Source organism: Nocardioides sp. Z22_16, assembly GCF_058134365.1.
The window spans coordinates 430,425-443,942 of record NZ_JBYTTI010000004.1 but is presented as its reverse complement, the minus strand read 5'-3'; the positions used below and the strand labels follow the sequence as shown (position 1 = coordinate 443,942).

The following is a 13,518-nucleotide window of genomic DNA, read 5'->3' as shown; positions in this document are numbered from 1 at the left end:
GTCTGGGTCACCACCCCCGCGGGTTCGGGGGCGGGGAATCCACGCCCGGACCCCGGTGGCGGCATACTCGACCTCCTATGACGACGTACAGATCTGACTCCTCGCCGGCGCCCCTGAGCGTGGCCGTGGTGACCCTCGGCTGCTCCCGGAACGAGGTCGACTCCGAGGAGCTGGCGGGCCGCCTGGAGGCGGACGGCTTCCAGCTCGTGTCTGACCCCGAGGACGCCGACACCGTGGTGGTCAACACCTGCGGCTTCGTGGAGGCTGCCAAGAAGGACTCGGTCGACACGCTGCTCGAGGCCGCCGATCTCAAGGCCCACGGCCGGACCCAGGCCGTGGTGGCCGTCGGCTGCATGGCCGAGCGGTACGGCAAGGACCTGGCGGAGTCCCTGCCCGAGGCGGACGCGGTGCTGGGCTTCGACGACTACCCCGACATCGCGGCCCGGCTGCGGTCCATCGTGGCGGGGGAGCGACACGTCTCGCACGTGCCCTCCGACCGGCGACGCCTGCTGCCCATCTCGCCCGTCGAGCGCGCCTCGGCCGTCGACGTGACCGTGCCGGGCCACGCGGTCGCCGCCCCGGACCTGGAGCCCGGCCAGTCGCCGCCCACCGGCCCGCGGGCGTTGCGGCGCCGGCTCGACGGGGGACCCATGGCCCCCCTCAAGCTGGCGAGCGGCTGCGACCGCCGCTGCGCGTTCTGCGCCATCCCCGCGTTCCGCGGGTCCTTCGTCAGCCGGCGGCCCTCCGACGTGATCGCCGAGGCGCGGTGGCTGGCCGAGCAGGGGGTCCGCGAGCTCTTCCTGGTCAGCGAGAACTCGACGTCCTACGGCAAGGACCTCGGCGACCTGCGGCTGCTGGAGACCCTGCTGCCGGAGCTGACGGCCATCGACGGCATCGACTGGGTGCGCGTCTCCTACCTGCAGCCCGCCGAGACCCGGCCCGGTCTGATCGAGGCGATCGCCCGGACCGAGGGCGTGGTGCCCTACTTCGACCTCTCCTTCCAGCACGCCAGCGCTCCGCTGCTGCGCAGGATGCGCCGGTTCGGCGATCCGGAGAGCTTCCTCGACCTGCTGGGGCGCGTCCGCGCCGAGGCACCGCTGGCCGGTGTCCGCTCCAACGTGATCGTCGGGTTCCCGGGCGAGACCGAGCACGACCTCCAGGTCCTCTGCGACTTCCTGGAGGCCGCGCGGCTCGACGTCACCGGCGTCTTCGGCTACTCCGACGAGGACGGCACGGAGGCCGAGTCGTACGACGGCAAGATCGACCCCGACGAGGTCGCGGAGCGGGTGGCCCACGTGACCGGCCTGGTCGAGGAGCTCACCGCCCAGCGCGCCGAGGAGCGCATCGGCGAGCAGGTCGAGGTCCTGGTGGAGTCACTCCAGGACGGCGTCGTCGAGGGGCGGGCCCGTCACCAGGGGCCGGAGGTCGACGGCACGACCACGCTCAGCCACGCGCCGTCCACCGTGCGCGTCGGGGACCTCGTGACGGCCGAGGTCGTCGAGACTGTCGGTGTGGACCTCCTCGCTCGTGTGTCGGCTGGCGGCGTATGAGCGCCCCGACGCGGACCAGCAACATCAACGTCCCCAACGCGCTGACGACGCTGCGCATCCTGATCGTCCCCTTCTTCGGGTGGGCGCTGCTGCACGACGGCGGCGACTCGGTGACCTGGCGCTGGATCGCCTTCGCGCTCTTCGCGGTGGCGATGATCACCGACAAGATCGACGGTGACCTGGCGCGCAAGTACGACATCGTCACCGACTTCGGCAAGATCGCCGACCCGATCGCGGACAAGGCGATCACCGGCATGGCCCTCATCGGACTCTCCTTGGTCGGGGACGTCTGGTGGTGGGTCACCCTCGTGGTGCTGGTGCGCGAGTGGAGCGTCACGCTGTTGCGGCTCTCCGTCCTCTCCGACGTGGTCATGGCGGCGTCGCAGAGCGGCAAGATCAAGACGACCCTGCAGGCGCTCGCCCTCGGCGTGCTCCTGTGGCCGCTGCCGCACGGTGAGGCGCACGGAGGCGCGTTCGACTCCTGGGGGACCCCTGGCGAGGTGCTCTTCCTGACCGGGCAGGTCCTGCTGGCGGGGGCGGTCGTGATGACGCTGTGGTCGGGCTACGAGTTCCTCCGCGACGTCCGACGGCACCGCGCTCGGGGCACGGACGGCGCCGCGCACAACGAACGCTGAGTCGCAGTCCCACCAGCCACTCTGGCTATGGTGGCAGGGATCACTTGTCCACCAAACAAGGGAACAGCACTGTGTCAGCGATCAGAAAACCAGGCCGCCGCCTCACGGCGACGGCAACCATCGCGGGGCTCGTGGCAGCGCCCCTCACGCTCGTGGCGATCACCACCTCGCCGGCCTCCGCGGTCGACGACGTGGTCGTCAACCTCATCGGGGTCAACGACTTCCATGGCCGGATCAACTCCAACACCGTCAAGTGGGCGACCACGGTCGAGAACCTCCGCAACGCCTCCTCGACCGACACCGACCTGCTCGTCGGCGCCGGTGACCTGATCGGCGCCTCGGAGTTCGCCTCCGCGGTCTCCGACGAGCAGCCGACGATCGACGTACTCAACGCCGTGGGCCTGGACGCCTCAGCCGTCGGCAACCACGAGTTCGACCGTGGCTGGGCCGACCTGCGCGACCGCGTCATCAACAACAACACCAACGCCCAGTGGAAGTACCTCGGCGCGAACGTGTACCAGAAGGGCACGCAGAACCCCGTTCTTCCCGAGTACGCGGAGTTCACGGCCGGGTCCCTGAAGGTCGCCGTCATCGGCGCGGTGACCGAGGAGACCCCCGCCCTGGTCGCCCCCGGGGGCGTGGCCGACCTCGACTTCGGTGACCCCGTCGCCGCCGTCGACCGGGTCGCCAAGCGCCTGAGCGACGGCGTAGCCGAGAACGGCGAGGCCGACGTCATCGTGGCGTCGTTCCACTCCGGCGCGGCGCACGGCGCGGACTCCAGCTACGCCAAGGAGGCCGCCAGCGCGGGCGAGTTCCAGCGGATGGCCTCGCTGCCCGACAGCGTCGACGCGATCTTCAACGGCCACACGCACCAGGTCTACGCCTGGGACGCCCCCAAGCCCGGTGGCGGCACCCGCCCCCTCGTGCAGACCGGGGAGTACGGCGCCAACGTCGGCCAGGTCCAGCTGACGCTCGACGCCGCGACCGGCGACGTCAAGGCCTACACGGCCCAGAACCACGCCCGTGTCGCCGACGCCGACCTCTCCAACCCGGTCGTCGCCCAGGTGGACGAGCTGGTCAAGGCCGCCCAGGCCAAGGCCGCGGAGGTGGGCAACCAGCCCATCGGCAGGCTGACCGCCGACGTCACGCGTGCCTACGACGGTGTCGACGCCTCCGGCAAGCCGGTCGAGAACCGAGGTGCCGAGTCGACGCTCGGCGACCTGGTCGCCAACGCGCTGCGCGACGGCGTGCCTGCCGAGATCGCCGTACCGGACCTGGGCATCGTGAACCCCGGTGGTCTCCGGGCCGACCTGCTCTTCGCAGGCAACACCTCGACCAACCCGGCCAACACCGACGGGGTGATCACCTACGCCGAGGCCAACGACGTGCTGCCGTTCGTCAACAACATCTGGACCGTGGAGCTCACCGGCGCCCAGCTGCGCCGCGTGCTCGAGCAGCAGTGGCAGCCCGAGGGCTCCAGTCGTCCCTTCCTCAACCTGGGTCTCTCCGACAACGTCGAGGTGACCTACGACGGCTCCAAGGCCGCCGGCTCCCGGATCACCTCGGTGCGGCTCAACGACCAGTGGCTCGACAACAAGAAGGTCTACAAGGTCTCCACGTTCTCCTTCCTCGGTGCGGGCGGTGACAACTTCACCGCCTTCCGGGACGGGCAGGCCAAGGACACCGGCCTGGTCGACCGCGACGTGTGGATCAAGTACCTGCGCGACCACCCGGTGACCCCGGACTTCGCCAGGCAGCAGGTGGAGGTCCGCGACCTCAAGGACCGCAAGGTGACGATGGGCGAGCGGGTCCGCGCCCGCGTCTCCGGTCTCGACCTGACCTCGGTCGGCGCGCCGAAGAACACCAGCGTGGACGTGGTGCGCATCCGCAACAACGGGAAGCGCACGGTCATCAAGTCGGTCCCCGTCAACAACGGGATCGCCAACGTGAAGTTCGCCGCCCCCGCGGGCACCGGCATCGAGCTGGTCGCCCAGCCGTCGGGGACCACCGTCACCCGTGAGCTCCGCAAGACCCGGCCACAGATCAAGCAGGTCCGGGTCTTCCCCAAGGTGGTCAAGGCCGACAAGACCCGCCCGCGGGTCAAGGTCGTGGTGAAGGCCAACAACGACGGCAAGGTCACCGGCCGGGTCAAGGTCGTGATCCAGGGCAACGGCTTCAAGCGCAAGGCCTTCGGCGAGCTGAAGAAGGTCCAGGGCAAGCCCCGCAGCAAGGTCAACGTGCGGCTTCCCCGGGTGCCCCGCGCGGGCAGCTACACGGTGCGCGTGAAGTACCTGGGCAACAACCAGTACAACGCCCAGAAGAAGAGCTACAACCTCCGCGTGCAGAGGCGCTGAGCCTGCCGGACGCCCCCGCGCGGGGCGTCCGGTGCAGAGTGAGGTGCGAGGGGCCCGGGTGCAGACCCGGGCCCCTCGTCGCGTCCTAGGATCGCTCCATGACGAGACCGCCGGACCCCGACGCCGCCCGGCTCCTCAGGCTGCTCGGGGCCCGGGGGGAGACGCTGTCGGTGGCGGAGTCCCTCACCGGGGGGCGGCTCGCGGCCGCGGTGACCCGGGTGCCTGGTGCCTCCGCCGTCTTCCTCGGAGGAGTGGTCTCCTACGCGACGGCGGTCAAGATCCACGTCCTGGGCGTCAGCGAGGAGCTGGTCGCGCGGCACGGGGTGGTCTCCGCCGCGTGCGCCGAGCAGATGGCCCAGGGTGTGCAGGCCCTGGTCGGAAGCACCTGGGCGCTCGCGACCACGGGCGTGGCCGGCCCCGACCGGCAGGAGGGACGTCCGGTGGGGACGGTCTTCCTCGGTCTCTGTGGACCGGGCGGTGCCACTGCCAGACCGCTGGAGCTCCACGGCACCCGCGACGAGATCCAGGACGAGACCTGCCGCAGAGCGCTGGCCCACCTCGCCGAAGCCGTGGGGTGACACCGCTTGTTGAGGGGTTCCGGTAGCGTGGCACCACGAGTCGAACCAGGAAGGACGCGCGCATGGTGCTGTTTCGTCGGTCTCTCGGCGAAGTCCTCCGCCACAAGCGGATGGAGCTGGGCATGACCCTGCGCGAGGTCTCGGCCGAGGCCCGGGTGAGCCTGGGCTACATCTCGGAGATCGAGCGTGGCCAGAAGGAGGCGTCCTCCGAGCTGCTCGCCTCCTTGTGCGCGGCCCTCGAGGTGCCGCTCTCGTCGGTCCTCCGTGAGGCCAGCGTCGCTGTCGCCCACGAGGAGGCGATGGCCACCACCACCTCGCTCGAGGTCGCCCGTCCGGCGCCTGCCGCCCCTGGCGACGTCGTCGCCTCGGCCGCCTGAGCAGACCTCACCCGTCCCGGCAGCCGGCGTCCGCGCTGCGGCGCTCCGCGTCTCAGCGGTCCGGCTGGCAGCTCGGGCACCAGTAGGTCGCGCGCTCCCGCCCGGGAGGACCGGTCTGCTCGACGCTGACAGGCGTCGCGCACCGCAGGCACTCGGCCTGACGGTAGACCCAGGTGCGTCGACCCCGGCGCAGGTCGCCGGTGGTCGACTGCTCGGCGCGCTGCTTGTTCTGCTCCAGCATCAGCTTGGCGCGGCGGACCAGACGTGGCAGCTCGGGGACCTGGCCCACCGGGGTGGTCGGTCTGAGTCCGCCGGTGAAGCAGAGCTCGGCCGCATACATGTTGCCGATCCCGGCCAGGCTGGTCTGGTCCAGCAGCGCGTGCACCAGGGGGCGGGTCGGATCCAGGGTCAGCCGGCGCAGTGCCTCCTCCTCGTCCCAGTCCGAGCCGAGCAGGTCGGGCCCGAGGTGCCCCACGGCCAGGTGCTCGTCCTCGCGGTGCAGCAGCTCGACGATGCCCAGGGAGAAGCCGACGGCGAGGCGGTCCGGTGTCTCGAGCACCACCCGGGCGGTGTGCACCGGGCGGCGCCATCTCTGCCCCGGGGCGTAGGCCTGCCAGGCGCCCTCCATCTTCAGATGGGTGTGGAGCGTCCAGGGGCGGTCGGCGTCGATCCGGGTGAGCAGGTGCTTGCCGCGGCTCGTGGTGTTGCGGACCAGTCCTCCGGCGAGCTCGTGGGTGGCCAGCTGAGGGACGCGGAAGTCGCTCCTGGTCAACCGCCGGCCCGCCAGGGTCCGGTCGAGCAGGCGGGCGGCCCGCCAGACGGTGTCTCCTTCAGGCACGGATCCTCAACCCCTTGGGCGTGGCGACGAAGCCAGCCTCTCTCAGTGCCCCGCGCAGGGGCGTCTCCCCGGAACCCAGGAGCTGCGAGCCGTCGGCGCGCTCCACGGTGAGGCGCCCCAGGGCACCCCGGCGCACCGACTCGGCGAGCGCCCGCGCGGCCGGCTCCAGCCGCTCGGGCTCGTCGGACCAGGTCAGCAGCGTGCGCCCTCCGCGCTCCACGTAGAGGGTGAGGTGGCCGTCGACCAGCACGACCAGGGCGCCCGCCTTGCGGCCGGGACGGTGACCCGACGTCTCGGGCCACGGAAGCGCGGCACCGAAGGGGCTCGCCGGGTCGGTGGCTGCGAGCGCGACCGCCTCGGGCGGGGCGGTCCGCCGATCGGTGTCGCTGAAGGTCCGCAGCCGGTCGACGGCGCCCGCGGTGCCGAACTGGGCCGCGCCCAGCCCCTCCACGAAGTAGCCTCGCCGGCAGCGTCCCGAGTCCTCGAACGCCGCGAGCACCTTGTAGACGCCCGCGAAGCCGCCAGCGACCCGCTCGCTGGTGACCGCCCCCCGGGTGACGACCCCGTGCCGCTCCAGGAGGTGCTCGGCCACCGCGTGCGCACGCCGGGTGGGGTCGGTGTCGCGCGGCGGGAGCAGGGACCAGCGCCCGGCCGTCTCGGGCGGTCCGCCGCGGATCGGCATCCGGCCGGTCCGGGGTGGGGGACGGCGGGTGCGGTGGGACGGGGTCCCCGAGCGGACCAGGGCCCGCAGCGGCAGCACGGTGTCGTTGGTGACGTGCCCCGACCAGACCAGCCCCCACAGTGCGGTCGAGAGGGTGGGGTCGGAGGTGGACCCGACCTGGTCCGAGAGCTGTCGGAAGAACCACGCCCCGCCCGGCTCCAGCGCCTCCAGCACCCGGAGCTGGAGCTCGTCGAGCTCGTCGTCGACGGGATCGGGGAGGGTCAGGGCGGCCTGGTCGGCCAGGTGGAGGCTCACCCACCCGTCGCTGCCGGGCAGCGCGGCGTGGCCGCACCACAGCACCTCGCCCGAGGCGGTGAGCTCGTCGAGGAAGGCCGGCTGGTAGTCACGGACCCGTGCGGCCAGCACCAGCGGCTCCAGGGCACTGGCGGGCACCGCGCAGCCGGCGAGCTGGTCGAGGGCGGCGACCACCCCGTCGACCCCACGCAGGCCGCCCCGCGTGGTGGTGACCCTCTGCCACGCCGGCAGGAAGCGGGCCAGGGTGTCGGGGGTGACGGGCTCGACCTCCTGGCGCAGCTTGGCCAGCGAACGGCGCCGGAGCCGACGCAGCACCTGGGCGTCGCACCACTCCAGCCCGGTGCCGCCGGGGCGGAACTCGCCGTCGAGCACCCGGCCGCGGTCCGAGAGGCGCTGCAGCGCCTGACGCACCACCGCCTCACCGAGGCTGAAGCGGGCGGCCACCGTCTCGGTGGTGAACGGGCCGTGCGTCCGGGCATACCTGGCCACCAGGTCGCCGATCGGGTCCTCCTGGACCTCGGTGAAGGCGACCGGGGTGCCGGGCGGGACAGGCACACCGAGGCCGTCGCGCAGCCGGGCGATCTCCTCCACCGTGCACCAGACGGGCTCCCCGGCCATTCTGACCTCGACCACCCGACGGGCCGAGGAGAGGTCGGCGAGCCAGCTGCCCACCGGCGATCCGGGGCGGCTCCGGGCCTCCACCTCGTCCCGCGTCAGCGGCCCCAGGAGCCGCAGCATGTCGGCGACCCCCTCGGCGTCGCGGGCCTGGCGCTCCTCGGTCAGCCACTGCAGGTCCGACTCGACCTCGGCCAGCACGTCGGGGTCCAGCAGCTCGCGCAGCTCAGCCCGACCGAGCAGCTCGGCCAGCAGCGACTGGTCCAGGCTCAGCGCGGCAGCCCGACGCTCGGCGAGGGGGGAGTCGCCCTCGTAGAGGAACTGTGCGACGTACCCGAAGAGGAGGGTGCGAGCGAACGGGGACGGCTGGGTGGTCGAGACGTCGATCACCGTGATCTCGCGCCGCTGCACCGCACGGAGCAGGGCGAGCAGGGACGGGAGGTCGTAGGCGTCCTGGAGGCACTCGCGGACAGCCTCGAGGACGATGGGGAAGGAGGGGTACTTCACCGCGACCTCGAGGAGCTGCGCACTGCGCTGCCGCTGCTGCCACAGCGGGCTGCGGCGCCCCGGGTCGCGGCGGGGGAGCAGGAGCGCCCGGGCCGCGCACTCGCGGAACCGGCTGGCGAAGAGTGCGGAGCCTCCGACCTCGTCGGTGACCAGCTGCTCGATCTCGTCCGGCTCGAAGACCACCAGGTCGGCCCCGGGGGGCTCCTGGTCGCTGTCGGGCACCCGGATCACGATGCCGTCGTCGGAGGCCAGCGCCTGCCCGTCGACGCCGTACTGCTCGCGGAGCCGGGCGTTGACGGCCAGGGCCCAGGGGGCGTGCACCGGAAGCCCGTAGGGGGAGTGGAGGACCAGTCGCCAGTCGCCCAGCTCGTCGCGGAACCGCTCCACCACGAGCTGTCGGTCGTGGGGGACGACGTGGGTGGCCTCGCGCTGCTCGGTGAGGTAGTGGACGAGGTTGGTCGCCGCGAAGGTGTCGAGACCGTGGCCGCCGGCCTCCGCCACGGCGTCGGCGACCGGGAGCGCGGCGAGCTCGCGGCAGAACTCGCCGATCGCCGCGCCCAGCTCGGCCGGCCTGCCGAGACCGTCGCCCTTCCAGAACGGCAGCCGGCCCGGCACGCCCGGGGCCGGGGTGACGAGCACCCGGTCGTGGGTGATGTCCTCGATCCGCCAGCTGCTGGCGCCGAGCGCGAAGACGTCGCCCACCCGCGACTCGTAGACCATCTCCTCGTCGAGCTCGCCGACGCGTCGGCCGGTCCCCTCACCGACCAGGTAGACGCCGAAGAGGCCCCGGTCGGGGATGGTGCCGCCGCTGGTCACCGCCAGGCGCTGGGCCCCCGGGCGGGCGGTGAGCCGGCCGGTCACCCGGTCCCAGACCAGGCGCGGGCGCAGCTCGGCGAACTCCTCGCTGGGATAGCGACCGCTGAGCAGGTCGAGGGTGGCGTCGAAGGCGCTGCGCGGCAGGGAGGCGAACGGGGCCGAGCGACGCACCAGCGAGTAGAGGCCCTCCACCTCCCACTCGTCGACCGCCGTCGCCGCCACGACCTGCTGGGCCAGCACGTCCAGAGGGTTGGCCGGGATCCGCAGGCTCTCGATCTGGCCGGAGCGCATGCGCTGCACGGCCACCGCGGTCTGCGCCAGGTCGCCGCGGTGCTTGGGGAAGAGGACTCCGCGGCTCGTCTCGCCCACCTGGTGGCCGGCGCGGCCGACCCGCTGCAGCGCGCTGGCGACGCTGGGGGGTGACTCGATCTGGATCACCAGGTCGACCGCGCCCATGTCGATGCCCAGCTCCAGGCTGCTCGTGGCGACCACGCACGGCAGGCGGCCCTGCTTCAGGTCGTCCTCGATGAGGGCGCGCTGCTCCTTGGAGACCGACCCGTGGTGCGCTCGGGCAAGCACGGGGGCGGCGCCCTGGGTGCCGCCTGACTGCGCCATCACCTCGGCGGGCGGTCCGGACGGCGTAGCGAGCTGGCTGGTCCCTGCGCCGACGCCCACCGGCTCCGGGGCGAGACCCGCACGCTCGGCTGCGATCTCGTTGAGGCGGGCGGTGAGCCGCTCCGCGAGCCGTCGCGAGTTGGCGAAGACGATCGTCGACCGGTGCTGCTCCACCAGGTCGACGACCCGCTCCTCGACGTGCGGCCACAGCGACTGACTCCGCCGGGGGTCGCCGGACTCCTCGTCGTACTCCTCGGGAGCCGTCATGTCCTCGACGGGGACGACGACGCGCAGGTCCCAGGTCTTCTCGCTGGGTGGCGCCACGATCTCCACCGGCGCGCCCCCGCCGAGGAAGCGGGCCACCTCCTCGACCGGCCGGACGGTGGCGCTGAGCCCGATGCGCTGGGCCGGTGCCGGCAGCAGGGCGTCGAGCCTCTCCAGGGAGAGCGCCAGGTGGGCGCCGCGCTTGCTCCCGGCGACTGCGTGGACCTCGTCGAGGATGACGGTCTCGACGCCGCGGAGCGACTCGCGGGCCTGGCTGGTGAGCATCAGGAAGAGCGACTCGGGGGTGGTGATGAGGATGTCGGGCGGCGAGGTGCTCAGCCGCCTGCGCTCGTTGGCCGGAGTGTCCCCCGACCGCACCCCCACCCGGAGCTCGGGCAGCTCGGTGCCCAGACGCGCGGCCGTGTGCCGGATCCCCGTCAGGGGGGCCCGCAGGTTGCGCTCGACGTCGACCGCCAGCGCCTTGAGCGGGGAGATGTAGAGGACCCGGCACCGACGCGCCGGCTCCGGAGGTTCCTCGGTGAGCAGCCGGTCGATCCCGGCCAGGAAGGCGCTCAACGTCTTGCCGGAGCCGGTCGGCGCCACGACGAGGGCGTGGCGACCGCGCCGGATGGCCTCCCAGGCCCCCTCCTGTGCCGCGGTCGGCTCGGCGAAGGCGGCGCGGAACCACTCCCTGGTGGGTGCGCTGAACGCATCGAGGACCGGCACCCCGTCATCTTGGCACCCACCTCCCCACAAAACGGCTCGTCCGCGCGTGGCGCAGGGGCGCCGAGGCTGCGGGCACCGCCCGTGTCGCGTTGTCGGCGGTGGTTTGTAGTCTCTGCCCGGTGACCGAGTCGATGATCTCCGCCCGAGGCCTGCGCAAGTCGTTCGGCGACTTCGAGGCGGTGCGCGGCATCGACGTCGAGGTCGGGCGCGGAGAGGCCTTCGGCTTCCTCGGGCCCAACGGCGCGGGGAAGTCCAGCACCATGCGGATGATCGCGGCGGTGAGCCCGATCAGTGGCGGTGAGCTGCGGATCCTCGGGCTCGACCCCGCGGTCGACGGCCCGGCCATCCGCGCCCGCCTCGGCGTCTGCCCCCAGGAGGACACCCTCGACAACGAGCTCAACGTCTTCGACAACCTCTACATCTACGGCCGCTACTTCGGGATCCCGCGGGCCGAGGTGCGGGAGCGTGCCGAGCAGCTGCTGGAGTTCGTCCAGCTGACCGAGAAGCGCAAGGCACGGGTCGAGGACCTCTCCGGCGGGATGAAGCGGCGGCTGACCATCGCGCGGAGCCTCGTCAGCTCTCCGGAGCTGCTGCTCCTCGACGAGCCCACCACCGGCCTGGACCCGCAGGCCCGCCACGTCCTGTGGGACCAGCTCTTCCGGCTCAAGCACGCGGGCGTCACCCTGGTGCTGACCACGCACTACATGGACGAGGCCGAGCAGCTCTGCGACCGTCTGGTGGTGATGGACAAGGGCCTGGTGGTCGCGGAGGGGAGTCCGCTGGAGCTGATCCGCGCGCACTCCACCCGCGAGGTGGCCGAGCTGAGGTTCGGCGTCGGCGAGAACGAGCGTGCCGCCGAGCGGGTGGCCGACCTGGGCAGCAGGCTCGAGGTCCTGCCCGACCGGCTCCTGGTCTACTCCGACGACGGCGAGGAGGTGATCGCCAAGGTGCACGAGCGGGGCCTCGAGCCCGTGGCGGTCCTGGTCCGCCGCTCCACCCTGGAGGACGTCTTCCTGGCGCTCACCGGCCGGTCCCTGGCGGAGTGATGACGACCTCCCGGCTCACCCCGCTCGAGGGGCTCGCGCGTCAGCTCGACTACTGGTGGACGGTCTACAAGCGGACCTGGCGCGGCGGCGTCATCTCCAGCTTCGTGGCCCCGCTCTTCTACGTGGTCGCCATGGGAGTGCTGCTCGGCGGCTTCATCGAGGCCGACCCCAGCGAGCTCGAGGGTGCCACCTCCTACCTGGCCTTCGTGGTGCCCGGGCTCGTGGCGGCTCACGCCATGCAGGTCGCGGTGGGGGAGACCACCTACCCGGTGATGGGCGGGATCAAGTGGCACAAGACCTACTGGGCCCAGCTGGCCACACCGCTGTCGGTGCGTGACATCGTCAACGCCCACCTCGCCTTCGTCGTGGCAAGGGTCGCGTCGGCGTGCGCCGTCTTCATGCTGGTGCTGGCGCCCTTCGGCGTCTTCGAGTCCTGGTGGGGGCCGGTGCTCGCCTGGTGCGGCCAGGTGCTCGTGGGCACGGCGTTCGCCTGCGGGGTGATGGCGTTCAGCGTGCGGCTGCGCGACGAGCAGGGGTTCGGCCTGGTGCACCGACTGGGGGTGATTCCGCTGACCCTCTTCTCGGGCGCCTTCTTCCCGATCGCCAACCTGGGTCCGGTGCTGGAGTGGGTCGCCCGTCTCACCCCGCTGTGGCACGGGGTGAGCCTGTCGCGGATGTTCTCCCTCGACGTGGTCGACTGGCCTCTCGCGGTCGTCCACGTGCTGGTGCTGAGCGTCCTCAGCGTCCTGGGCTGGCGGTGGGCCGTCACCGGGCTCGAGAAGCGGCTGGAGGTCTGAGATGGCGATCACCGACCCGAGCGCCCGGGGCCCCGAGCAGCGCGCGTGGGGTCCGGCCCAGGCGGCCGGCGTCGTGGTGCTGCGCAACTACATCACCTACCGCTCGGCCTGGAAGCTCTTCCTGACCGGCTTCCTCGAGCCGGTCTTCTACCTCTTCTCGATCGGGATCGGGGTCGGTGCCCTGGTCAGCGGGTTCGAGCTGGGGGGCCAGGAGATCTCCTACGCCGCCTTCGTGGCCCCCGGCATGCTGGCCGCCTCGGCGTTCAACGGCGCCCTGATGGACTCCACCTACAACGTGTTCTTCAAGCTCAAGTACGACCGCCTCTACGACCAGATGCTCGCGACGCCGCTGACGCCCGGCGACGTCGCCCGCGGCGAGATCGCCTGGGGGCTGATCCGCGGCTCCGTCTACTCGGCCGCCTTCCTGCTGGTGATGGTGGCGATGGGCTTGGTGGAGTCGTGGTGGGCCGTGCTGGCCCTGCCGGCGGCGATCCTCATCGCCTTCGCCTTCTCGGCGGTCTGCATGGCACTGACCACCTACATGAAGTCGTTCCAGGACTTCGACAAGATCACCCTCGCCCAGCTGCCGCTCTTCCTCTTCTCGGCGACCTTCTTCCCGATCAGCACCTACGGCGACGGGGTGCTGCGGTGGCTGGTCGAGGTCACGCCGCTCTACCGCGGTGTGGTCCTGTGCCGGGAGCTGACCACCGGACACCTGTCGGCAGCCTCGGCCGTGAGCGTGGTCTACCTGCTGGCCATGGGCCTGCTCGGCCTCGTCGTCGTGCGTCGCCGACTCGCCGCGCTGCTGCTCACCTGACGCGTCG

10 protein-coding genes are annotated in these 13,518 nt (G+C 72.1%); 8 read left to right on the top strand and 2 right to left on the bottom strand.

Annotated features, from left to right (window positions below; genetic code table 11):
* Positions 1 to 113 precede the first annotated feature (113 nt).
* The 5 genes from rimO (at position 114) to AC3X7R_RS14245 (ending at position 5,494) form a co-directional block, all read left to right on the top strand.
* On the top strand, positions 114 to 1,550 hold the full coding sequence (gene rimO, locus AC3X7R_RS14265; RefSeq protein WP_489966499.1) for a 30S ribosomal protein S12 methylthiotransferase RimO: 1,437 nt from the start codon (positions 114 to 116) through the stop codon (positions 1,548 to 1,550).
* Positions 1,547 to 2,185, top strand: a complete 639-nt coding sequence (gene pgsA / locus AC3X7R_RS14260) for a CDP-diacylglycerol--glycerol-3-phosphate 3-phosphatidyltransferase (protein ID WP_489966324.1) — start codon at positions 1,547 to 1,549, stop codon at positions 2,183 to 2,185. The genes rimO and pgsA overlap by 4 nt, the downstream gene beginning before the upstream one ends.
* A 131-nt stretch (positions 2,186 to 2,316) precedes the next feature.
* Positions 2,317 to 4,539, top strand: a complete 2,223-nt coding sequence (locus AC3X7R_RS14255) for a bifunctional metallophosphatase/5'-nucleotidase (protein ID WP_489966323.1) — start codon at positions 2,317 to 2,319, stop codon at positions 4,537 to 4,539.
* A gap of 98 nt (positions 4,540 to 4,637) precedes the next feature.
* Positions 4,638 to 5,117, top strand: coding sequence for a CinA family protein (locus AC3X7R_RS14250; protein WP_489966322.1), 480 nt, complete (start codon positions 4,638 to 4,640; stop codon positions 5,115 to 5,117).
* A gap of 62 nt (positions 5,118 to 5,179) precedes the next feature.
* Positions 5,180 to 5,494 carry a helix-turn-helix domain-containing protein gene (locus AC3X7R_RS14245; RefSeq protein WP_489966321.1) on the top strand — a complete coding sequence of 105 codons (315 nt, stop codon included), beginning with the start codon at positions 5,180 to 5,182 and terminating at the stop codon, positions 5,492 to 5,494.
* A gap of 52 nt (positions 5,495 to 5,546) precedes the next feature.
* Here the strand turns inward: AC3X7R_RS14245 and AC3X7R_RS14240 are convergent, their stop codons facing one another.
* On the bottom strand, positions 5,547 to 6,332 hold the full coding sequence (locus AC3X7R_RS14240; RefSeq protein WP_489966320.1) for a DNA-formamidopyrimidine glycosylase family protein: 786 nt from the start codon (positions 6,330 to 6,332) through the stop codon (positions 5,547 to 5,549).
* Positions 6,325 to 10,851 (bottom strand): ATP-dependent helicase, encoded by a 4,527-nt coding sequence (locus tag AC3X7R_RS14235; RefSeq protein WP_489966319.1) that lies wholly within the window; start codon positions 10,849 to 10,851, stop codon positions 6,325 to 6,327. Before AC3X7R_RS14235 ends, AC3X7R_RS14240 begins: the two co-directional genes overlap by 8 nt.
* 119 nt (positions 10,852 to 10,970) lie before the next feature.
* Here AC3X7R_RS14235 and AC3X7R_RS14230 point away from each other — a divergent pair, with 119 nt between their 5' ends.
* The 3 genes from AC3X7R_RS14230 to AC3X7R_RS14220 are packed head-to-tail and all read left to right on the top strand — an operon-like array spanning position 10,971 to position 13,511.
* Positions 10,971 to 11,897, top strand: a complete 927-nt coding sequence (locus AC3X7R_RS14230) for an ABC transporter ATP-binding protein (RefSeq protein ID WP_489966318.1) — start codon at positions 10,971 to 10,973, stop codon at positions 11,895 to 11,897.
* Positions 11,897 to 12,694: an ABC transporter permease gene (locus tag AC3X7R_RS14225; protein ID WP_489966317.1), complete on the top strand. Its 798-nt coding sequence runs from the start codon at positions 11,897 to 11,899 to the stop codon at positions 12,692 to 12,694. The genes AC3X7R_RS14230 and AC3X7R_RS14225 overlap by 1 nt, the downstream gene beginning before the upstream one ends.
* Position 12,695: 1 nt before the next feature.
* The gene (locus AC3X7R_RS14220; protein ID WP_489966316.1) at positions 12,696 to 13,511 is read left to right on the top strand and encodes an ABC transporter permease; all 816 of its coding nucleotides are present in this window, start codon (positions 12,696 to 12,698) and stop codon (positions 13,509 to 13,511) included.
* Positions 13,512 to 13,518: the final 7 nt, after the last annotated feature.